General features: G+C 70.1%; 22 protein-coding genes, 1 tRNA gene and 2 pseudogenes. 15 read left to right on the top strand and 10 right to left on the bottom strand.

Going from position 1 to position 21477, the window contains the following annotated elements; translation table 11 throughout:
- Both JM949_RS19675 and JM949_RS19670 read right to left on the bottom strand, forming a co-directional pair.
- Positions 1-1033 (bottom strand): M48 family metallopeptidase (locus JM949_RS19675; RefSeq protein WP_203149870.1); only part of this gene is annotated, 1033 nt, incomplete at its 3' end.
- Between the two features lie 202 nt (positions 1034-1235).
- The gene (locus JM949_RS19670) at positions 1236-1850 is read right to left on the bottom strand and encodes a uridine kinase family protein (protein WP_203149869.1); all 615 of its coding nucleotides are present in this window, start codon (positions 1848-1850) and stop codon (positions 1236-1238) included.
- A gap of 457 nt (positions 1851-2307) precedes the next feature.
- On the opposite strand from JM949_RS19670, the gene JM949_RS19665 reads away from it, so the two are divergent.
- The gene (locus JM949_RS19665) at positions 2308-2709 is read left to right on the top strand and encodes a rhodanese-like domain-containing protein (RefSeq protein WP_088949799.1); all 402 of its coding nucleotides are present in this window, start codon (positions 2308-2310) and stop codon (positions 2707-2709) included.
- 170 nt (positions 2710-2879) lie between these two features.
- Here the strand turns inward: JM949_RS19665 and JM949_RS19660 are convergent, their stop codons facing one another.
- From JM949_RS19660 to JM949_RS19650, 3 genes and pseudogenes are all read right to left on the bottom strand, one after another.
- On the bottom strand, positions 2880-4421 hold the full coding sequence (locus JM949_RS19660) for a cobyric acid synthase (protein ID WP_203149868.1): 1542 nt from the start codon (positions 4419-4421) through the stop codon (positions 2880-2882).
- A 170-nt stretch (positions 4422-4591) separates the two neighbouring features.
- Positions 4592-5556, bottom strand: a pseudogene (locus JM949_RS19655) (cobalamin biosynthesis protein); the annotation flags it as partial.
- A gap of 207 nt (positions 5557-5763) precedes the next feature.
- A complete protein-coding gene (locus JM949_RS19650) occupies positions 5764-6576 on the bottom strand; it encodes a single-stranded DNA-binding protein (protein WP_203149867.1) in 813 nt (270 codons plus the stop codon).
- Positions 6577-6881: 305 nt separating this feature from the next.
- On the opposite strand from JM949_RS19650, the gene JM949_RS19645 reads away from it, so the two are divergent.
- Positions 6882-7310: an HPF/RaiA family ribosome-associated protein gene (locus JM949_RS19645; RefSeq protein WP_203149866.1), complete on the top strand. Its 429-nt coding sequence runs from the start codon at positions 6882-6884 to the stop codon at positions 7308-7310.
- A gap of 149 nt (positions 7311-7459) precedes the next feature.
- Positions 7460-8476: an alpha/beta hydrolase gene (locus JM949_RS19640; RefSeq protein WP_203149865.1), complete on the top strand. Its 1017-nt coding sequence runs from the start codon at positions 7460-7462 to the stop codon at positions 8474-8476.
- Positions 8477-8509: 33 nt separating this feature from the next.
- On the opposite strand, the gene JM949_RS19635 is transcribed toward JM949_RS19640, so the two are convergent.
- Positions 8510-9187, bottom strand: coding sequence for a hypothetical protein (locus JM949_RS19635; protein ID WP_238433500.1), 678 nt, complete (start codon positions 9185-9187; stop codon positions 8510-8512).
- Between the two features lie 161 nt (positions 9188-9348).
- On the opposite strand from JM949_RS19635, the gene JM949_RS19630 reads away from it, so the two are divergent.
- From JM949_RS19630 to JM949_RS19620, 3 genes and pseudogenes are all read left to right on the top strand, one after another.
- Positions 9349-9421 (top strand) — tRNA-Arg (locus JM949_RS19630).
- A gap of 68 nt (positions 9422-9489) precedes the next feature.
- Positions 9490-11011, top strand: a pseudogene (locus JM949_RS39230) (tyrosine-type recombinase/integrase).
- Positions 11012-11203: 192 nt separating this feature from the next.
- Positions 11204-13615 (top strand): tetratricopeptide repeat protein, encoded by a 2412-nt coding sequence (locus JM949_RS19620; RefSeq protein WP_203149864.1) that lies wholly within the window; start codon positions 11204-11206, stop codon positions 13613-13615.
- A 14-nt stretch (positions 13616-13629) separates the two neighbouring features.
- Here the strand turns inward: JM949_RS19620 and JM949_RS19615 are convergent, their stop codons facing one another.
- Positions 13630-14022 (bottom strand): hypothetical protein, encoded by a 393-nt coding sequence (locus JM949_RS19615; protein WP_203149863.1) that lies wholly within the window; start codon positions 14020-14022, stop codon positions 13630-13632.
- Positions 14023-14174: 152 nt separating this feature from the next.
- On the opposite strand from JM949_RS19615, the gene JM949_RS19610 reads away from it, so the two are divergent.
- Positions 14175-14654, top strand: coding sequence for a hypothetical protein (locus JM949_RS19610; RefSeq protein ID WP_203149862.1), 480 nt, complete (start codon positions 14175-14177; stop codon positions 14652-14654).
- A 92-nt stretch (positions 14655-14746) separates the two neighbouring features.
- On the top strand, positions 14747-15043 hold the full coding sequence (locus JM949_RS19605; protein ID WP_309232234.1) for a MafI family immunity protein: 297 nt from the start codon (positions 14747-14749) through the stop codon (positions 15041-15043).
- 319 nt (positions 15044-15362) lie between these two features.
- Here JM949_RS19605 and JM949_RS19600 read toward each other — a convergent pair whose 3' ends face one another.
- Positions 15363-15671, bottom strand: a complete 309-nt coding sequence (locus JM949_RS19600) for a hypothetical protein (RefSeq protein WP_203149860.1) — start codon at positions 15669-15671, stop codon at positions 15363-15365.
- A gap of 211 nt (positions 15672-15882) precedes the next feature.
- Positions 15883-16065: a hypothetical protein gene (locus JM949_RS19595; RefSeq protein WP_203149859.1), complete on the bottom strand. Its 183-nt coding sequence runs from the start codon at positions 16063-16065 to the stop codon at positions 15883-15885.
- Positions 16066-16292: 227 nt separating this feature from the next.
- Between JM949_RS19595 and JM949_RS19590 the strand changes: the two genes are divergently transcribed.
- The 5 genes from JM949_RS19590 to JM949_RS19570 all read left to right on the top strand — a co-directional run bounded on the left by JM949_RS19590 (position 16293) and on the right by JM949_RS19570 (position 18385).
- Positions 16293-16517 carry a GntR family transcriptional regulator gene (locus JM949_RS19590; protein WP_203149872.1) on the top strand — a complete coding sequence of 75 codons (225 nt, stop codon included), beginning with the start codon at positions 16293-16295 and terminating at the stop codon, positions 16515-16517.
- A 159-nt stretch (positions 16518-16676) separates the two neighbouring features.
- Positions 16677-16994 carry a hypothetical protein gene (locus JM949_RS19585; protein ID WP_203149858.1) on the top strand — a complete coding sequence of 106 codons (318 nt, stop codon included), beginning with the start codon at positions 16677-16679 and terminating at the stop codon, positions 16992-16994.
- A complete protein-coding gene (locus tag JM949_RS19580; protein WP_203149857.1) occupies positions 16991-17323 on the top strand; it encodes a hypothetical protein in 333 nt (110 codons plus the stop codon). Before JM949_RS19585 ends, JM949_RS19580 begins: the two co-directional genes overlap by 4 nt.
- Before the next feature lie 26 nt (positions 17324-17349).
- Positions 17350-18069, top strand: coding sequence for a hypothetical protein (locus tag JM949_RS19575; protein ID WP_203149856.1), 720 nt, complete (start codon positions 17350-17352; stop codon positions 18067-18069).
- 1 nt (position 18070) lies between these two features.
- A complete protein-coding gene (locus JM949_RS19570) occupies positions 18071-18385 on the top strand; it encodes a hypothetical protein (protein ID WP_203149855.1) in 315 nt (104 codons plus the stop codon).
- Positions 18386-18515: 130 nt separating this feature from the next.
- Here JM949_RS19570 and JM949_RS19565 read toward each other — a convergent pair whose 3' ends face one another.
- On the bottom strand, positions 18516-19514 hold the full coding sequence (locus JM949_RS19565; RefSeq protein WP_203149854.1) for a hypothetical protein: 999 nt from the start codon (positions 19512-19514) through the stop codon (positions 18516-18518).
- Positions 19515-19677: 163 nt separating this feature from the next.
- On the opposite strand from JM949_RS19565, the gene JM949_RS19560 reads away from it, so the two are divergent.
- Both JM949_RS19560 and JM949_RS19555 read left to right on the top strand, forming a co-directional pair.
- Entirely contained in the window at positions 19678-20073 is a 396-nt protein-coding gene (locus JM949_RS19560; protein ID WP_203149853.1) for a VOC family protein, read from the top strand.
- Positions 20074-20192: 119 nt separating this feature from the next.
- Positions 20193-21371: a sensor histidine kinase gene (locus JM949_RS19555; RefSeq protein ID WP_203149871.1), complete on the top strand. Its 1179-nt coding sequence runs from the start codon at positions 20193-20195 to the stop codon at positions 21369-21371.
- Positions 21372-21477: the final 106 nt, after the last annotated feature.

Raw genomic sequence — 21477 nt, 5'->3', positions numbered from 1 at the left:
GGCGGCGTCCAGTCCAGGAGCGGGCCCGACCGGCGGTGCCGCCCACCCACTCGCCGACGTCGCTCGCGCCGTCGCCGAGCCGGCGCAGCAGCCCGACCAGCGGGTCGGTGGATCGGCTGAACTCCTCCCGGTACGACTCGGCCGCCGCCCTGATCTCCTCGGAGACGCTTGTCGAGCCGTCGTCGTCGCGGCGCGGATAGTCCCCGGCCAGCACCCGCCCGTACGCCCCGGAGTCGATCCACTGGCGCAGCTGCGCCGCCCGGGCCACCGGCGTCGGGTGGGTGCTCCACGCGGTCATCCGGATCTTGTGCAGGCTGTCCCGCAGGTCTCCCCCGCCGGCGTACTCGGCGGCCTGCTCCAGGAAGGCGGTGGTGTCGACCTGGGACAGGTCACCGCCGCCGGCGAGCTTCATCAGCAGCCGCAGCGCGGCGGCCGGATCCTGCCCGGCGAGCAGGCCGGCCCGGTCGGCGGAGAGTTCCGCCTTGCGCCACCACTCCAGCATCGCGGCGATGATGGCCCGCAGCGCGAGCGCGCCGACCGGCAACCAGCTCAGGTTCGCCGCCCACCGGGTGAGGATCATGAGCATCGTCTTGTAGACCGCGTGCCCGCTGCCCACGTGCCCCAACTCGTGGCCGAGCAGGCAGCGCAGCTCGTCCTCGTCGAGTTGCTGCACGCACGCGGAGTTCAGCACGATGAACGGCCGCTCCAGCCCGACCGCCTCGGCGCCCAACCAGGGCGACTGGGTCACGTACAGCTCGGGCAGCTCGGCCACGTCGAGCGCCGCCCCGGCCTCGGTGTAGCGCTGCCACACCGCCGGGTACTGCCGGTGGTCGACCCGGATGCCGGAGGCCAGCACGGACAGCCGGAAGCCGCGCTCGTTCCACATGCCGAAGAACGCCCGCACCACGTCGTCGAAACCGCGCAGCTCGCGCAGCGCGACCAGGGCGCCCCGGTCGGCCGGATGCTCCCAGGCTCGGGAACTGATGCCGGTGAGGGTGATCCGACGCCGCGCGGGCGTCTCCGGTGCCGACATGATGAGTCCCCCGATCGCCGCGGCCCCTCGCATCGTGCCCCAGCAGGTGGCCGACGTCCATGCCCCCGCCCGGCGTCCGTGGCCCGCTCGGGCACTCCTGGCCGGGCCGGTCTGCCCTGGCCTGCCGGAGCACTCCTGGCCGTGCCGGTCTGCCCCTGGCCTGCCGGGCCGCTCCTGGCCGGGCCGGGCGTCGCTGGCCGGCTCAGCGGATCCGCAGGTAGTACCGGTCCGCGTCGTGCGGCAGTGTCGGCGCGCCATCAACCAGCAGGTCGGCGTGGGCCTGGGTGTCGTCGGCGGCGAAGTGCGCGCGCTCCCCGTCGTGCCAGCGGCGCAGCTCGGGCAGGATCTCCGGCCCGTCCCGGTCTAATGCGCGGGCCAGCCGCAGGGAGGCGGGCGCGGTGACGAAGACGGCCAGGGTCAGCTCCGGCCGCACGACGGCGCGGGCGGCGCTGACCCCCTCCAGCACCAGCACCGGCGCGACCGGCACCGGAATCACCCCGGGCAGGAAGCTCTGGCGCACCCAGCTGTACCGCCGGTAGCCGCCCGGTTCGCCGGCGCGCAGCGGGGCGAGCACCCCCTCGTCCAGCCGAGGCCAGAAGGTGACCTGGTCGTCCCAACCGTCGAGCAGGTCGTCGGTGTGCACCACCGGCGGCCGACCGCCGGGCAGCACCGCCAGGGCGTCCGCCAGCCGGGCGGCGAACCGGCTCTTGCCCGCGCCGCTCGGCCCGTCGACCGCGACCAGCCGGGTCCGGCCCAACCGTGCCGGGCCCGCGAGCACCCGGCGGGCCAGCTCGGCGTACGCCTCGACGACCGCCACGGTCGGCCGCCCAGTCCCCGGGTTCAGGGAAGCCTCGCGGGGTGAAGCCTCGCGGCGTCAAGCCGCGCGAGGTGAAGCCGCGCTGGGTCAAGCCGCGCTGGGTCAAGCCTCGCGGCGTCAAGCCTCGCGGGGTGAAGCCTCACGGCGTCAAGCCTCGCGGGGTGAAGCCTCGCCTGGCGCATGACCGCAGTATGCCGCCGCAGCCGTTGGGCAGGTTGATCGACTCCGGATCATTGATGTCGCGGTATCCCTCTCGCCGGGATACCGCGATATCCGTGAAGCCGAGTGGATCACGCGGTTTCCGGGCCCCGCAGGCCGGACTGACCCGTCCGGCTGACCACCCCTGGCAGGTCACCCTCACGTCCGGGGGAATTGGGGCGGCGACGGGTGACGGGCGGCCCGTTCGCCGCCGTGGCCGCTACCGAATCGGCATCATCGGGTGGTGCTCCGAGACGTGATGAGCCCCGGTATCGACGCCCTGCTCGAACAGGCCCGAGCCGGGCTGCACCGACTGACTCCGCAGCAGACCGTCGAGGCGGTCCGCGGCGGTGCGCTGCTGGTCGATACCCGTACCGACCTGCAACGCCGTGAACAGGGCGACCTGCCCGGCGCGGTCGTCATCGACCGGACCGTACTGGAATGGCGACTCGATCCGGCCAGCGCCTGGCGGATCCCGGAAGCCACCGGGTACGACCGGGAGATCGTGCTGGTGTGCCGGCAGGGCTACAGCTCCAGCCTGGCCGCCGCCAGTCTGCAGACCCTCGGGCTGCGCCGGGCGACCGACATGATCGGCGGCGTCGACGCCTGGCTGGCCGCCGGCCTGCCGACGACCGACCGCCCCGCCGACATCCGCCCCTGATCCCCTACCCCGGAGAATGCGCAGATCCCGGGTCCGTTGCCTGGTCGGTTCAAGATCGTGCTCGATCCAGAAAGCAGGCCTCTCCTGCCGCCCAAGAGGCCACTACAACAAGGATCGAGCACGATCACCCCTCGCTGGCCGCCCCACACTCCGCATCGGACGGCTGACCGTCAGGACGGTGGCGGGCCGGGCGGAATGAAGGGCAGGCCGGCGGGTGGACCGGCTTCGATGAGCCGCCAGAGCGCCCCGGTGTCGAGGTGCTCCTCGACCAGGTCACCGAGCAGGTCGAGGGAGCGTTCCCGGGCGGCGGCGAAGCTGGTGGCCGGCGCGACCCGGAACCCGCTGCGACCGGCCAGGCGGGCGGCCTCGGTGAGGAACCAGCGGCGGAACTCGTCTGACTCGAACGCCCCGTGCCAGTGCGTGCCGTGCACCGCGCCGAGCACAGCACCCTCGCCGACACCGTCGTCGCCGGTCAGCAGCGGGGTCAGGTCGCGGTCGGTGTGGGAGACGTACCCGTGGTGGATCTCGTAGCCCCGCACCGGGAGGCCACCGTGGCCGGTGCCCACCGACTGCCGGACGGTCTTGCGCGGATCGAAGGTGAACTCGATGGGCAGCAGGCCGAGGCCCGGCACGCTGCCCTGCCGGCTCTCCACCCGGTCGTGGATGGCGCGGCCGAGCATCTGGAAACCACCACAGAGACCGAGCAGCGGTTTGCCGGCCGCCACGTGTGCGGCGACCGCGTCGGCGAGACCGGTCTCGCGCAGCCAGGCGAGGTCGGCGACGGTGGACTTGGAGCCGGGTAGCACGACGAGGTCGGCGGCGGCCAGCTCGGCGGGTTCGATGGTGAGGCGTACCCGGACGCCCGGCTCGGTGGCGAGCGCCTCCGCGTCGGTGGCGTTGCTGATCCGGGGCAGCCGGACGACCGCCACGTCCAGCCATTCGGTGCCGTGCGGGGCGGCGGGCCGGCCGAGCACCCGGCCGTAGGCCAGCGAGTCCTCCGCGTCGAGCCACAGGTCCAGGGCCCAGGGCAGCACCCCGTACGTGGGCCGGCCGGTGACGTGCCGCAGCATGTCCAGACCCGGCTGGAGCAGCCCGAGGTCGCCGCGGAACTTGTTGATCACGAAGCCGGCGAGCAGCGCCTGGTCGGCCGGGTCGAGCAGGGCCACGGTGCCGAACATCGAGGCGAAGACCCCACCCCTGTCGATGTCGCCGACGACGATGGTGGGCAGGTTGGCGTGCCGGGCCAGCCCCATGTTGACGTAGTCGCCGGCCCGCAGGTTGATCTCGGCGGGGCTGCCGGCGCCCTCACAGATCACCACGTCGTACGTCGCGCGCAGCTCGGCCAGCGCCGCGTACGCGGTTTCGGCGAGCCGGGGCCGCAACTGCCGGAAGGTGCCGGCGGTGATCGTGTCCACCGCCTCGCCCAGCAGCACCACCTGGCTGGCCAGGTCGCTGCCCGGCTTGAGCAGCACCGGGTTGAACCGCAGATCGGGTGCGAGCCCGCAGGCGGCGGCCTGCATGGCCTGGGCCCGCCCGATCTCGCCGCCCCGCCCGTCCGGCCCGACCACCACCGCCGAGTTGTTCGACATGTTCTGCGCCTTGTACGGCGCCACCTTCACGCCCTGCCGGTGCAGCCAGCGGCAGATGCCCGCGGTGAGCACGCTCTTGCCCGCGTCGGAGGTCGTGCCGGCGACCAGCAGCCCCCCGCTCACCGCCGGCTCCCCTGCCCGAGCGCCGCCGCGGCAGCCCCGCGCCGGCCGACAAGCCCGCTCCAGTCGACAAGGCCGCTCCGGTCGACAAGCTTGCGCCGGCCGGCAAGCCCGCGCCGGCCGACAAGCCCGCTCCGGTCGACATGCTTGCGCCGGTCGACAAGCCCGCGTCGTCCGGCGGCCAGACCACACCGCCCCAGGGCACCGACCAGGCGGCCGAGAGTCATCGGGTACGCGGCGGCCAGCCCGACGGCGGCCAAGCCGACCGCGCCGGAGATCCGCGCCGCCCGCCGTAGGTGTCGCGCCTCGGGGCGGGGGCCGTCGCCGAGGAACGGGCGCACCTCGGAGCGGCCGAAGTAGACGTTCCGGCCGCCGAGCCGGACACCGAGCGCACCGGCCATCGCCGCCTCGCACTGGCCGGCGTTGGGGCTCGGGTGGTCGTTGCGGTCCCGTCGCCACACCCGCCAGGCGCGTTGCCGATCCCCGTGCGCGACCGGTGCGACGGCGATGGTGAGCAGCCCGGTCAGCCGCGCCGGCACCAGGTTGAGCGCGTCGTCGAGTCGGGCCGCCGGGGTGCCGAAGCGGGCGTAGCGCGCCGACCGGTGCCCGACCATCGCGTCGAGGGTGTTCGCCGCGCGGTAGCCGAGCAGCCCGGGTAGGCCGGCGACGGCACCCCAGACCAGCGGGGCGACGACCGCGTCGGAGGTGTTCTCCGCTACCGACTCGACGGTGGCGCGGGCCAGCTCCGACTCGCCAAGCGTCGACGGGTCCCGCCCGCAGAGGTGACCGAGACGTTGCCTCGCGGCGGCAGGTCGCCGTCGCGCAACGTCCGACCCATGACTGTCGCTTCGTGCCGCAGTGTGCGACCGCCCAGGACCGTCCACGTGCCGGCGGCCACGAGCACCGCGCGGGTCACCGGTCGGTGCCGGGTGGCCGCTGCCGCGACCGCCCCGAGCAGCACCGGCGCACCCACGGCCAGCGCGGTGAACGCCGTGCCCGCCGCCCGGTCCGGACGGTACAGGCGGCGCTCCAGCGCGCCCGCGGCCTGCCCGAAGCCGGCCACCGGGTGCCATCGGCGCGGGTCTCCGAGCAGCCTGTCCAGCGCGTACCCGGTCAGCAGCCCCACCGCGTTCGCCACCGGCGCTGTCCGTCGCACCCGCACCACCTCCAGCCGGCCAGCCTAGACGAGCAACCCGTGAGCCAGCCCGGCCGAGAAGGATTCCCGAATCTCCTGGCGCGACCCGCGAACGGGCGGGCCGCCGCCACACCCGGGGTGACGACGCCGGTCGCGCCGCCACCCCGCCCCCCGTCGTGCTGGTCCGGGCTGTCGAGCCGGGTTGGGGAGCTAGGCTCCCGTCGTCTCGGGCCAGGTGTCAGGCCGCCTGCGCAACCCGCCCCCCGTCTCGCCCGGCCAGGTTTCAGGCCGGTTGCGGAACCCGGCCCCGGGCACGCCGCCCCCGACCGGACTGCGCCGGCTCGGCCCGCTCCTCGTCCGGCACCGGCCCCAACTCGTCGTCCGGGTCGCGTCGGTGTTGTCGTCGACCGGTTCGGCTGGCGAGGTCAGCGCGTCGTCGAGGCCCGCCGGGGTGAGCTCGCCGGTCGCGGAGACGTCGTCGTCACCGTCGCCGAACGGGCTGGTGCGCAGCTCGGTGTAGTCCGGCAGCTCGAAGTCGTCATCCAGCGGGCGGTCGTCGGGCAGCACGGGCACCTGCCCGGCGGGCACCGGCTCGGTGGGCTCGCCGTGCACCCGGCTCTCGGCCTCCGCGTCCTCGACGGTGCTGGTCGTCATGCTCGGCCGGTTACGCAGGAACCGGGCCCGGCCGCGGGACAGGTCGTGACCGACGGCCACCGCCTCCAACTCGTAGAGGGTGCGGTGGGTGCCGGCGTCGTCGGTCCAGTCGCGGGTGTAGAGGCGCCCGCAGACGACCACCGGATCGCCGACCATCACGGAGGCGGCCACCCCCTCGGCGAGCTTGCGCCAGCAGTTGACGCGGACGCGGAGCGAGTTGCCGTCGACCCATCGACCGCTGTCCCGGTCGAGTCGGCGGGCGGTGGAGGCGACCTTGAAATTGGCCACCAGGGTGTTGCTCTGGGTGGTACGCCGCCACTCGGGCGTCGTCAGCACATTGCCGACGATTGTCACGTAGGTGTCGAACATCGTCCCTCCAGGGGGATCGGAACCGTTCAGCGCGAGTCGACTCGACACCGAGCCTGGGCGCTGCGAGCGACCGGCACCAGCGACCACCCCGCGTCCTGTGGACGACGAGCCCACCTGTGGACAACGCCCTGATCACGCCCGGATGTGGTACGGCCGACCCGGCCGACCCGACGCCGACGGTTTCCCGCCCCCGCCGAACTGGGTAAGGACTTGATCAACGCACCACCGACAGCTCCACGTCGACGAGAGGTCAGCGCCATGATGATCACTACCTTCGGCTCCGCGAACACCTCCGGGGCGCGGCGATGAGCGCCGTGGCGAACCCGGCCACCGTGGCTGAGTGCCTGCGGGTGGGCGCCGGGTTCTCGCAGGGCGACCGGAACTGGATCGCCGAGCAGTTCGCCACCCTCGACGCCCGGCTCGCCGGCTTCCACGCCGACGCCACCGAGCTGGAGGTGTCGGTGAAGGACCGGGAGGCCCGCGGGCAGAAGGTCACCCTGGAGTGCTGGATCGCCGGCCGGCAGAAGATTGTCACCACCTCGACCGAGGAGGACCTGCACGCCGCGCTCAACGACGTCCGCGACGACCTGCGTCGCCGGCTCAACGACGCCAAGACGCGCCAGGAGCCTCGGCACAACAAGCACCTGCGCGACATCCCGCAGCCGCAGAGCGAGCCGGACCCGGCCGACGAGCAGGATCAGAACTCCGCCCGGGTCGACGCGGAAACCGTCTGAGCCGCGCCCCGTCCCCCGCGATCTTGCCCTTCCGGCCGGAAGACGCGACTGGTGCGCGTCGGGCCACGGCAACCGGGGCAAGATCGCGGGGCGGGACGGGCCAGGCGTGGGCTACCGCTCGGTAGGGTCGGCCGCGTAGCGTCGCGTTCGTGGAACCGGACGTGTTGGGGCCGCCGTACGAGCGGCAGACGATCGACCTGGGCACCGACGACGAGGGGCCGGTGGTCGCGACACTGGTCCGGCGGCGTGCCGAGCGCCCCACCGGACGGGCCGTCCTCTACGTGCACGGCTTCGTCGACTACTTCTTCCAGACCCACCTGGCCGACTTCTTCGCCGAGCGCGGCTGGGATTTCTACGCGCTCGACCTGCGTAAGTACGGGCGCAGTCTGCTCCCCGGCCAGACCCCGAACTTCTGCCGCGACATCAGCGACTACTTCCCCGAGCTGGATGCGGCCGCCGAGATCATCCGCACCGACCACGGGCACGAGACCCTGCTGACGATGGGCCACTCCACCGGCGGCCTGATCCTCTCGCTCTGGGCGGACGCCCGCCGGGACACCGGCGTCGTCGACGGCCTGGTGCTCAACAGCCCGTTCTTCGACCTGAACGCCCCCTGGGCGGTGCGCCGACCCCTCGCGGCCGCCGTGTCCCGGCTGGGCCGCAGGGCGCCGCACCGCATCCTGCCGTTCGGGCTGGGCACGGTGTACGGCGAGAGCATCCACGCCGACCACCGCGGCGAGTGGACCTACGACCTGGCCTGGAAGCCCCTCGCCGGGTTCCCGGTCCGGGCCGGCTGGTTGACCGCGATCCGCACCGGGCAACGCCGGCTACGCGCCGGTCTGGACATCCGGGTGCCGGTGCTGCTGGCCTGCTCGACCCGCTCCTTCCGGGGCACCAAGTGGCACGACAACGCGGCCCTGGCCGACGCCGTGCTGGACGTCGAACACATGGTCCGGTACGCGCCCCGCCTCGGCCGCCACGTCACACTGGCCCGCTTCGACGGTGGGCTGCACGACCTCACGCTCTCCGGCCCCGCCGTACGGAAGAAGTTCTTCGACGAGGTCGGCCGGTGGGCCGAGGCGTTCCTCGCCGCCGGACCCACCGCCCCGGCGGCGGCGACCCCGATCGACGCGGATCCGGCCGGCGCGGCCACCGCCGGAGGCTGACCAGCCCCGGTGCGGCTCAGAGGTCGCCGGGCGTCACCGGGAGGACGGCGCGAATCCGGTCGAAGGTCGCCACCGGGTGCGCACCGACGCCGGGCAGGACCAGGCCCAGGCAGTACGGCGACACCTCCCCGGTGGGGTCCGCCTGGACGATGAAGACCGGCGCGCGACGTACCCCGGCGGCAGCTCGGTGGTGATCCGCACGGCGTCTCCGTCCCGGACCACCCGCTCGATCGCGACCTCCAGCGGGCGCGACCCGTCCTCGCGTACCCCATGGGCCAGCACGAAGGCGGAACCCTCGTCGGCGGTGAGGCGGGCGACCACCTCGGGCCCGGCGGCGATCCCCGCCGGCACCGGCTGGACGCGCCACCGCCAGCCCCCGTCGCCGGCGTACCGGTGCAGGCCGGCGGTCGACAGCACCGCGACCCCGTCGGCCGGAAAGCGAGACCAGCCCGGCACGATCCCAGCGTCGGAGACGACGGCCGGGGCGACCCCCGCCGGCTCGGTGACGCTCGCCCGCAGCCTCAGCTCACCACCCGACCCGCCGACCAGGTCGGCCGCCGTCAGCAGCGACTCCCCCACCGGGTCGTCGCCGCGCTGGAAGAAGAACGCGGTGCCGAAGTCGCCACCCGACCGGTACGGCAGGATGGCCCGACCGACGACCTGGCACAGCTCGTAGGCGACGTCACTCTCGGCGTCGGAATCCAGCAACACCAGCCCACGGTACGGTCCGGGGCCGGGCAGGTCAGCGGTAACCGGGATGCCCGAGGCGGGGTCGACGTGAGACCCTGCTCGGCGACGTGGACGCGGGCACCCTTTACGCCGTCAGACAGCCGGACGGCGGTACCCTCTGGGCGCGACGATCCACGCCACACGCGCCCGTAGCTCAGCGGATAGAGCAGGGGACTTCTAATCCCAAGGCCGCAGGTTCGAATCCTGCCGGGCGCGCAGCTACTTGTCTCTTCTGACCGGCTCAGGTGGGGCTATCCGTGGTGCGAGCGCGCTGCAGTGGCCCCGTGGCGGCCTCGAACGGACGCAGCAAGCGCCAGCGCGGAGAGATCGAAACCCTGCCCAGCGGGTCACTGCGCGTGAAGGTCTATGCCGGTGTCGACCCGATCAGCGGGAAGCGGCAATACCTGACCGAGGTCATCCCCGCCGGCCGCACCGCCGCCAAGGAAGCCGAGAAGGCGCGTACCCGCCTTGCTGGCCCAGGTGGACGAGCGGCGCAACCCGCGTACTCGCGCCACGCTCGACCAACTCCTAGACCGATGGCTTGAGGTGGCCGACATCGAGGCCACCACCCGCATGGGCTACGTGAACAAGCTCAACAAGCACGTGCGGCCGGTGCTGGGCAAGCTGCCGGTTGGCCGACTCGACGCCGAGACGTTGGAGTCGTTCTACGCGAGCCTGCGCCGCTGCCGCGACTAGTGCGGCGGTAAGGCGTACGTAAAGCACCGCGTAGAAGGTGAGCACGCCTGCACGGCGAAATGCCGGCCGCACGTCTGCAAGCCGCTCAGCGCTTCGTCCGTGCGCCAGATTCACTGGATTATTAGTGGTGCGCTCAGTCGCGCCGTCCGGTGGCGCTGGATCGCCGTCAACCCCGCCAGTCAGGCCGAGCCGCCGCACCCCGACCCGCAGCCGCCGAATCCTGCCGACGCGGCTCGCATCATCAATGAGGCGTGGCGCGATCCGGACTGCGGCGCGTTGGTCTGGCTCGCCATGACGACGGGCGCCCGGCGGGGTGAGCTGTGCGCGCTGCGTTGGCAGCATCTCGACCTGGACGCCGGTGTGCTGACGCTCCGGCGCAGTGCCTACCTGGACGAACACGGCGAGCTGAGGGAGAAGGACACCAAGACGCATCAGCAACGGCGGGTGGCGCTCGACCCGGAGACCATCGAGGTACTGCGTGAGCTGCACGGTCGGTACCTTGACCGCCTGGCACAGCTCGACGCTGACGCCGACAGTGCTGATTACGTCTTCTCCCCCGAGCCGGACAACAGCCGTGGCTACCGGCCCGACACCATCACCCAGCGGTACGGTCGGCTCGCCACCCGGCTCGGTATCGACAGCCACATTCACGCGCTGCGCCACTACACGGCAACTGAGCTAATCAACGCGGGTGTTGACGTAAGGACTGTCGCTGGGCGGCTCGGCCATGGTGGGGGTGGAACTACGACGCTCAGGGTCTATGCGGCCTGGCTGTCGGAGTCTGATCAGCGTGCCGCAGGAACGCTGGCGGCTCGCATGCCACCGCGCCCGATTGCGCCGACGCAGCGCACAGTGGGAAGCAGTCCGTATCAGAGGATCGCCGCTGATCTGCGCGAGCAGATCACGGCCGGGCGACTGCGGCCCGGCGAGCAGCTTCCGGCGGTTGCCGAGCTGGCTACGGCGCATGGAGTTTCGGGCGGAACAGCTCACCGCGCCGTGGCGCTGCTGACAGCGGAGGGCTTGGTGAGCGTCGTCCGAGGTCACCGGGCGACCGTCGCCCAACCTCGCGGAAAGAACCCCCCACACGAGGTTGACGGCAACCTGGTGTAGGTGATGTCCGAGGCATCTCTGGGACAGAAGCATCGGTCACCGCTGGTGCTTCCTCGTGCCCGGCCTCGCGGCGTCGCCTACTGACATGTGGCTGGCACGCCGGCGACTCACCTTCCCCCGTTCCTTGTCGGGGAAGCGACCATGGTGTGTATGAGACGTCGCTCGTCATCGAGGGCCACATTCGCAGGCGCCGTGTCGCTCGCCTGTGTAGCAGTGCTGGCCTGGCTTCTGCGCGTGGCCAATCTGGGCTGGGACTGGTTAGAGCCTGGCAGTTGGCTCGCCACCCTGGTTGGCACTCCGCTGGCGTGTCTCCTTGCGCTGCTGGCTCTACGTCGCCCAGAGAAGAGGGCGCAAGCGGTGCGGCCGGGGCATCCTCCCGTCTTGTTGAGCATGAAGTCGTTTGACCCGAAACTCGCCGGAGTGCATCCCTCTATCGAAATTTCCGGCCAAGAGACGCAAAGAACAATGCCCGTCCGTATTCCTCGGGAAGTTGATGTCAGGATTCAGGAACTGCTTGACGCGTCCGAGAATCAGAAGTTTTTGCTTTTGATTGGCGGCTCGTCGGCGGGCAAGACGAGAGCAGCCTACGAAGGCGTAAGAGCGAGTCTGCCCACGTACGAGGTACTGTTGCCATCGAACACCCAGGACATCCTCTGGCTTCTCGGCCAGAAGCTGAAGCGACCGGTGGTTGTCTGGTTGGACGAGCTGCAACGCTACCTGGGCGAGGGTAACGGGTTGCGGCTCAACAAGGGGCATCTACTTGCGTTGTGGTCCCTCAACAGGCCGGTGGTAGTTGTGGGCACGATGTGGCCAGATAGGTATCAATCTTTTGTGAATCCAGGTCATGTTGATAGCGTGTCCGACAAGTCGGAGCGAGCCAGGCAACTTCTCAATTTGGCTCAGGTGCTGTACGTGGAGGATCGCTTTTCTCCCACCGAACTGTCGGCCGCGAAAGAGCTTGCCAAGAAGGATCCAAGAATTAAGGTGGCCCTGAATGACCGCACGTATGGGGTAACTCAGGTTCTTGCAGGGGCACCGGATTTGGTCGCCAGATGGACTTACGCGAGTCCGCGCGCAAAAGCCGTAATCACCGCCGCGATCGATATTTGCCGCATGGGGATTTCCGGCCCCCTCACCGACTCCCTGCTAAGGACTGCTGCCCAGATCTATATGAGCGACGAAGAAAAGGCCCGCGCTCCAGCAGACTGGTACGAGTCGGTGATCGCTTACGCCGTCGCACCGTTGAAAGGTGCAACGTCCGCCCTGATTCCGGTCAGCAGCTCTGCAGGCAGCGTCGAAGGTTATCACCTTGCCGACTATTTAACCCAGCACGGAGAAGGGGCCAGGCGATCGGTTGCTATTCCGGATGCACTTTGGGACATAGCTGCCAACAACATCCATGATGCAAATGATCTGGCGAGCCTAGGTGATGCTGCACAATTACGTGGACTCTATAAGTTCGCAGAGGCCGCGTTGCGTCGGTCTTTCGCTCGGGGCAACGCGACTGCTGCCAACCTGCTCGGCATGATGCTCCTTGACCAGGAGAGAGAGTCCGAGGGCCTTGAGGTACTGCGAGCAGGCGCAGCCACCGGGGATCCTGGCACGCTTGAAACATTCCTTGACCACATTCAGTATATTCATGCACCCGAGGCGATAGGGGAAATTCGCAAAGTGGCCGATGCTGGAATTGAGCTGCCGCACTCAGATGCGAGAGTTCGCCTAGCCAGAATGCTTGAAGACGCAGAGAACATTGAATCTGCGGAGGAACAATTTCAGCAATCAATATCGGAGGGGCGGAAAGGCGCGCATTCATCCTACGCCTACTTTTTAGACCGGCTGGGACGGCCGGACGAGGCTAGCGAACAATTTTTACTCGCAGCCCGCCATGGCGAGACCTTCTATTACAGGACATCGGCCGAGCGCCTAGCAAAACAAGGAAAGATGAGCGAAGCGGAGGCCCTCTACCGAGAAGCCTCAGCCCGAGGGGATGGGAGGTCTCAACAATGGTGGACTGGCCTGCTCATTTCGCATGGGCGGTACAATGATGCGCGGGAACTAGGCTGCCCTGCCGGCGATGTCGAGCTTGAAATCGGACATTCCTTTGAACGAGCAGGCAATTTGACTGACGCTCTTGACCAATACCTTACTGCTAGCAGGCTCGGCAATTTTTGGGGCAATCTCGCGGCAACTGAATTACTAGAGAAGCAAGGCAGATTCGACGAGGCCCTCCCTCTCCGGGTTAAGGCTGCGAAGCGCCTTTCCCTCGATCACGGCTTGTTCGGCCTCGTCGATCACATGGCGAGGCGGGGCAACTTGGATGCAGCACTTGCCTTCTTCGAAGCATGCGCCGAGCAGGGGCATTTGGTTTGTTCGGACGAGCTGGGCAGGGCGCTAATTCGCGAAGGTCGCATCAGGGAGGCGATGATGATGTATAGGAGGTCTGCATTGGTCGGCACGGACGGCAGCGAGGTCAACTCATTTTGTAGAGCGCTATCAGAACACGGCTATAAAGATCTCGCTGAAATGCTGCGTCGTGATGGCTTTGAGTTGCATGAAGACCTGGATATCTGGGAGCCGAAGCGGCCTGGAAGTCCGGTGCAGTAGGACAGATCTGAATCTCATCGGTCGTACGCCCACCCGACGCGCGACTGGATCTCCGGCGGCCCCTCGGCGCGCAGCTCGCCGAGGACGACGCGGGCCCGATGCGGGTTCGTCGACATCAGGTCAAGAATCGTGGATTGCAGCCCATCCTGGTCGTCACCGAGATCTCGGGCGGATGCCGCGATCAACAGCGGCAGCACGTCTGTCCCGCCGAGGCCCGCCAAGGCGTCGGCGATGACATCGCGGCCATAGAAATGCCCCGCGTCGAGGAAGGTGTCGAGCTCGACCGCCAGCAGGGGTATCAGGGACTCGTCGCCACCGCGCGCGATCTCGTCCACGAGCTGATAGGCCCGCGTGCTGTCGTCGTCCGGATCGTCGACGCAGTCGAGCAGCTCGGGAATGGTCGCCACGAGCAGAAAATACAGCGACTTCCCCCAGCCGGCCTGCCGCGAGTCGTACCGCCAACAGCGCGAGGACTTTTTCCGCGTACATGTTGTCGGCCAGGGGCCTTACAGTGTCGCGGCCACCGCATGGTGGTGGCGTGACCGGTCGGGAGGCTTTCATGGGTGTGCTGTACGACTACTTCCGCGCTCCACACGATGAGGCCGTCGCGAAACTGATGGACACCACCGACGGCGGCCCGGTGGTGCGAGAACAAGCCTCCCCGCTCGAGGACGCCGTAGACGGTAAGGGAATTGACCCGCCCGTCGTGCTCGGCAAGGTGGTGTCGTTGGCCCTCGATGTGCCCTGGAGCGTCGGCCTGGTCAGGGAACGACTTGTCTGGCCAGACGGCGCCCGCGAGGACCTTGAATACCAGGGGCCATGGGTCGTCGCACTGAGCGACGACACGCGTAATGCGCTCGCCGGAATTCCGGACGAGCGCATGGCAGACCTGGCCGACCGCTGGTCACGGGTCGAGGAGTTGTCCCACTACAGCCACACCCAACCGGCGGTCATGCTGTCGCGCTTGCGGGAGTTCGTCGGGCTGGCGCGCAGGGCCCGTACCAGCGGAGAGAGCATCTACTGCTGGATCAGCCTCTAGCCGTGGGGCTTTCCCGCGCCCACCGTGCGCGAGCAGCAGTCGTTGCGGCCACCAGTCACACGGCCCTCAATATGGAGAGGTGGAATTGACCCGTGCAGCGATATCAGTACCTACGGGCTCTCGTGTCACAACTCCTCGAAGAATCCCCGCTGACGTCAGCAGAGGTCATTGACGACGTTCGCCACCTGATGAGCTTGGGCGAGGAGGAGTTGGCGTTCGACACGATGTGCTCATGGATCTATGAGGACGCTCTCCCGATCACGTCGGCCTACTACGCCCGACTCGTGTCCGCCGCCGAAGAACTGGGCACTCCGAGGTCCACCGATCGGCTCGACGAGCTTGTCGAGGGACGTTCGGGTGGCGTGGAAGATGAGCCCCTGCGCCCCTGATGGTGTTGGTCCACCCCGATGCAGGCGAGCACTGCGGTCGCCCCGGCTGCCAGGAAGAGTTGGAAGTAGTACGGCGGATCCGGCTGCGTCACACCACCAAGCTGTACGGGTTGCTCGCCGAGCGCGTGGAGTGCCTCGACGGCTGCCGCGAACCCGAGCGTGGGGATGCCCCGATCCCGGGTGATCGCCTCCCGCGCCCGGTACACGCCGGCAAGATTGCTCGCCGGGATCAGTCCGTCCCAGATGGTGTAGGACGCGCCCTGCTCGACGGCCTTCCGGCAGGCCTCCCTGGCGGGGCCTCCACCAGCAAGCAGGGTGATCAGTTCTGCGCGCTCCGCGCCCGCGACGGTACAGCCGTCCGGGCGCGCCCAGGCACGGTCCGGACCGCAGGCGTCGAAGCGTCGCGCCTCTGCGCGACAGTGATGCCGGCGCTCCGGACGTAGACGTCGCGCTTGTCGGTGGCCATGCCCTTCGCGTCGAGGACGTAGCCCGTCAACCACACCCAGCCGTGGTACGGGTCGACGGCACCAATGGACACGAGCCGGATGCGGAGTGCGCGGTTCCCGTTGAACTGCACGGAGCACGTCGGACCGATCAGCACGACATCGCCAGGCTTGGGTGCGGTCACCGCACCCACCCGAGGAAGCGACGCCGAAGGGCCTCCGCTGGAGCCCAACTCATGTCCTGGCGAGCGGACAACAGACATATGCCCAGGTAGAGCGTCAGCGAGAATGACGCGCCTGAGTATTCGTCGAGCAGTTCCTCACGGCGCTGGGCGCACGGCCACGGCCTGTCGCAGGTCCTGCACAGCCAGAGCGGTAGGACGGGTCCGTGCTGCGTCACTGGTCCTCACCCGGCCAGTGCCCACGGCTGATCGGAAGGCGGTGGCGGGCGCGGCAGGGCAGTTCCGCCCCGCAACGGCACACGTAACGCCAGCGCGCCCAACTCCAGCCCGGCTGGTGGCGGCGGGCGAAGGTCAGCGCTGCCGCGATCAGGTAGTCGTCATAGCGGATCCGGTTCATCGACACTCCAGGACGAGGAAACATGCTCACGGGGCCGCCAGGACGACGGGATCCACGCCGCCCTGGCGGGGCTCACCACCGGGTTTGCCGAACCAAGGGGGAGCCACTAGCAACCTACGTCACTATCTGACGTAGGTAAAGCCACGCCACGTGATCGTCTTGCATCACTTGCTGACGATGGTTGACGCGTGTTCAGATGGCAGGGCCGAACCAAGGGGAAACGAACGATGCCCTCCGCGCCTGCCGAATACCGAAGAATCGCCGACACGTTGACCGCAAAGATCAAGAATGGTGAGCTGACTCCTGGGACGAAGCTTCCCAGCACGAGCGAGCTTGCTGATCAGTTCGGCGTCAGCGTGGCCACCGCGTACCGCGCCGTCTCGCTCCTGCACGACCGCGATCTCGTCGTCGGGCAGCCAGGTCGAGGCGTTTACGTGGCGGGAGACAAGTAGGCAGCAGTTTTGCCAACCATCCAACAGCCTTCTGCTCCGCTCTGATCAGCGACCGCCGACTGTCAGTGCCGCCGCCGAGGCTCCGGTGGGCGCTTCCGGGTCACCGAGAACGACCACGCCTCGTTAAGCTCGCCAGCACGGGCCGCAACGGGAGGTGCGATGATCAACCCCACCCTGGAGATGCGCCGCCTGGCTGGCAAGGTCGCCGTACTCCTGGCTGGTGTGTACGTCCTCGTCGTGGTCGGTGCGGCGGTGGCCGCCGCGACCGGCGACGGCGTCCCCTGGTGGGGTTGGCTGCTTCTCCCCCTGCCGGCGGTCCCGTTCGTTCCGTCGGTGACGGCCGCCGCGCGCCTTCATCGCACCAGCGACCCGGACCGGACCCGGGCGTTGTGGCGGCGCAGTCTCGGCTTCGCCGCCGTCGGCCTGGCGCTGGTGATCGTCGTGGCCCTCATCCTGAACACTGCGGGCGGATCATGACCTTCACGGTGCACCCTCCGGCGCTGCGCGTCTACGCCGACCAGCTTGTCGAGGCCGGTAAGGCGGCGGAGGCCGCGAAGGTGTACGTCCAGACGCACGGCTCGTTCAGCCTGCACGAGCGTGGGCTGCTGGGGATGGCCGCGCCCGGCCACCGCAACCTGGTCGGCGCGCTCGACGAACTGCTCAGCCACCTCGGCAAGCTGACCGAGGCCTCGGCCACGGCGCTGCGGCAGGTGGCCGACCGGTACGAACACACCGACGCCACTATCGCCGCCGACCTCGACGCCACCTACCCGGTCGTGCCGCGGCCGTCTCCCAGCCGCGACTGACCCCTCTCATTTTTCGGGACGCCACCATGGAGGATCCGACCCGGTTCCTGACGGAGCCACCCAAGCCGGAGACCAGCATCAGCGACGGCTTCGTCAACCCGATCGACATGTTCAACTACGTGAGCCCGTCCGCCTGGATCAACTCGATCATCAACAAGCTGACCGGTGTCGACGTGTTCGGCTGGATGACCACCTGGCTGAGCGGCGACTGGGAGGCCATCTGGAAGTTCGGCGACGCGATGGGCAATCTCGCGGCCTGCCTGCAACAGGTGGGCATCAACATCCAGCAGGGCATGCTCGACCTGGACCGCCAGTGGGACGGGCACGCCAACGACGCCGCCCACCAGTATTTTTCCCGGCTGGCCTCGGCCACCAGCGGCCAACAGGTGGAGCTGTACAAGATTCGCGACGACTACCACAAGGCCGCCACCGGGGCCTGGCAGCTCTCCAACCAGCTCGGCAACATCCTCCAGGCGCTCGCCGACAAGGCGGTCATCGCCGGCATCGCCGCTGCCGCCGGCACCATCACCGCCGAGACCGGCGTCGGCGCGGTGGTGGGCTACGGGGTCGCGGCGCTGATGGTGGTGGACATGCTCGCCCTGATCAACAAGGCGTCCCTGCTGATCAACACCGCCGGCACTGTCATTCTCGGCCTCTTCGGCACCGCCATTGACGTCGCCTACCAGGGCGGCGACCTGGCAACCATCAAACTGCCCGCCCTCGCCTACGCCGCACCGGGAGCCTGACGTGCCCGACGACCAGGACGACGACCTGCATCGCGACCTGACCCGGATGGCCGGCAACGCGGCGCTCGCCAGCGAGGTACGCGACAGCCTGCGGCGGCTCGCCGCCAGCGGCGTCAGCCCCGAGTTGGCGGCGATGGCGCAGGACGTCCTGTCCGGTCGCTCCTCGTTGCGCGCCGCCGCCGACAGCGCGGCGCTCGCCGGTCAACTGTCGGAGCGGATCGAGCGCTTCCAGCAGTGGCAGGCGGAGTTGACGCCCGAGGAACGCGAACAGTTCCTCGCCGACGCACGGGCCCGCTTCGGCGAGCCCGAGGGCTGACCCCGAGCGGCGGCCCAACCGGTCCCGGCCGGCCGTGCGGCCCGGCCCACGGAGTTCGTCGCGGGGCCGGGTCCTCAGCGGGTACCGGCCGGCCGGTGACCTCGACCGGCCGGGCACCCGGTGACGCAACTCAGAGCGGCCCGAGCAGCTTGGCCAGCGTGTCGTCGCCCTGGCCGAGGTGCGCGCCGCCGGTTGCCGACTCGACCAGGAAACGCTGGCAGCCGTCGAGTTCCACGTACCGGTCAGGGCCGTCGCCGTCGAGTGGGCGTAGCACCGCGAAGCGGGATGCCGGGGTGGCGCAGTCGGCAACCGCTCGACGATTGTTCAGCGCCCGGAGCACTCCCGCCTGACGCTCGGTCGGCAGCGGTCCGCCGTACACGAAATCGCCCGCCGGTTTGTCTCCGCCCTGAACCGACGTGGGCACCTGGTAGACGCAGAGCCGCAGCGGGCCGGCGGCCGGCGGGCCGGCCGGACCGGCCGGCGCGGGGCGACCGTTGCGGGTCTCCACCCAGACCAGGTCCGCCCACTGGTGCGCGCATCCGGCGGCCTCGGCCGCCGGGGACCCGAGCCGCCCCACGGTACGGCTGTCCACAGTGGTCCACCTCGGCCCGGCCAACGCGGCGGTCACCTCGGCGCGCGGTTTGCCGCAGGAGTCCGTCGGCAGGTACGGCCGCAGCCAGCGCCCCCGGTCGTCGACCAGGGCCAGCCACGGCGGGATGACCATGTCGAGGGTGCAGGCGACCTCCCCCTCGACCTGCTGGTTGGGCAGGCGCAGCGCGGCGAGCAACGCGGCGATGTCCTGGGCGCGTCGTTCGGTGGCGAGCTGCTCCTGGCCGCCGTTCGGGCCCGGTCGGATCTCCCGCCCGCAGAGCACGGCGGCGACCGGGGTGAAGCCGGGGTCGACCCGCCCGATTCTCGGCTCGGGCACGGCCGGCGCCGACGTCTGCGGACGCGGCACCGCGATCATCTCGCCGGCCCGTGGTGCCGCCTTGGCGCAGGACGTCCAGCCGTCGACGATCTGGGCCGGGCCGGGCTCCTCCGCGACGCCCGACTCGTTGTTCGTGCCGCCGCAGCCGCCCAGTGCCACGCCGAGCAGGACCACCGCCAGTGCCGTTCGAGACGAGCGCATCCGGCTCACCACCTTTCCACCCGAGGATGGGACGGACGACGGGCGCGCTCGGTTCCAGCGCCGGGCCACCTACGCCGGGCCGCCGAGCGCCGGTGACGTGACGCGGGTGACCGCCGGCGACGGTGCCGGCCGAGCGTGCGGCGACCGCCGGCATGATGGCCGGATGGCACACCTGGGACTTGTCGCGCTGTTGGTCAGGGAGTACGACGAGGCGATCGACTTCTACGTCGGCGACCTCGGTTTCGAGCTGGTCGAGGACACCGCCCGACCGGACGGCTCGCGCTGGGTGGTGGTCCGACCGGCCGGTGCCCGGGAGACGGCGTTGCTGCTGGCCCGGCCGAGCACCGACGAGCAGCGTGCGCGGATCGGGGACCAGACCGGCGGCCGGGTCGGGCTGTTCCTGTACACCGAGGACTTCGCCCGGGACCACGCCCGGATGGTGGCGGCCGGGGTGCGTTTTCTGGAGGAGCCCCGGCACGAGGCGTACGGGTCGGTGGCGGTGTTCGTCGATCTCTACGGCAACCGGTGGGACCTGCTCCAACCTCGCCGCGCAGAGTGACGCATTAGCGACACGACGCACACAAAGCGTCAGCCCCTCGCCGTCGGCCATGCTATTGTCCGATGTCGATCTACGCTGCGCGGACCCGGACCGGGTCGATGTCGGAGGGACACTTCCCGATGCCGGCCGTTGCCACCCCGAGCGCGCCGCCTCCCACGCTGGACAATCCGGCCGGCGGCGCCTTGGGCCTCATCTTCACCACCACACCGGCGCTGCTGCGGCTGACCTGCGGCCTGGTCGGCGCGGCGGTCGCCCTGTCGGTGCAGACCCCGCCGGTCGAGCCGGCGGTGTTGCTGCCCGGTGTGGCCGCGCTGACCGGCTGGTCACTCTGGTACGCGCACCGCGCACTGCGGCACGGCATCGGCCCGGCCCTCGTCGCCGGTGACGTCGCGGTCACCGCGATCGCCTGCCTCCTCATCCCCGTGTTGGTGGCGCCCGAGGTGCTGCCCGGCGAGGGCAGTTGGATCGCGGTGCTGGCCAGCACGACGGTGATCAACACCCAGGCCACCGCCCCGGCGCGCTGGTCGATCCCGGCCGGGCTGCTGCTGATCGTCACGTACGTGCTGGGCACCCAGGCGGCCGGCGATCCCACCGAAGCCCGGGCGCACACCGCCACCCTGCTGGCGCAGACCCTGTGCACGGCGATGATGGCGGCGGTGATGCGTCGACGCATCGGCCGGGCGGACCGCGCCTTCGCCGAGCACCAACGACTGAGCCGGGAGGCGTTGGTCGCCCGGTCCGCCCGCGACGCCGAACGACAGCAGAACCGCGACCTGCACGACACCGTGCTCGGCACGCTGACCATGGTGGGGCTCGGCGCGGTGGCCGGGCCCTCGGCTGTCTTCCGCGACCGGTGCGCCGCCGACCTGCGTACCCTCGTCGTGCTCAGCGACGTCGGCCCGGTGGCCGGCGACGGCCCGGTGCCGCTGGACGGGCGGTTGCGGCAGGTGGCGGGCCGGCTGCCCGAGCTCGCGCTGCGGTTGGACCTGACGTCGTGCGCCGTTCCCGCCGGGGTGGCCGACGCGATCGGCGAGAGCGCCTACGCGGCGATGTCCAACGTGGTCCGGCACGCCCCCGGCGCGCGGGCGACGCTGCGGCTGCGCCGGGACGCGATAGGCATCGTGGTCGAGGTCGTCGACGACGGCCCCGGCTTCGACCCGGCCACCGTCCCACCGCACCGGTACGGGTTACGCGAGTCGATCCGAGGTCGGATGGCGACGGTCGGTGGGCGCGCCGACGTGCATTCGACCGTCGGCGCTGGGACCCGGATCCGGCTGGAGTGGCCCGGTGTCGGCTGACCTCGGCGCGGCGGCGCAATCCACCGACGCGGCGCGGGTACCGGCCGGCACCAGCGTGCCGACGCCCCGGCAGCCGGTCTCCGCCGCGGGGCTCGCCGCGCCGGCC

The sequence above is a fragment of the Micromonospora tarensis genome (genome assembly GCF_016803395.1).
Classification (GTDB): domain Bacteria; phylum Actinomycetota; class Actinomycetes; order Mycobacteriales; family Micromonosporaceae; genus Micromonospora; species Micromonospora tarensis.
This window is presented reverse-complemented; position numbering and strand designations above follow the sequence as displayed.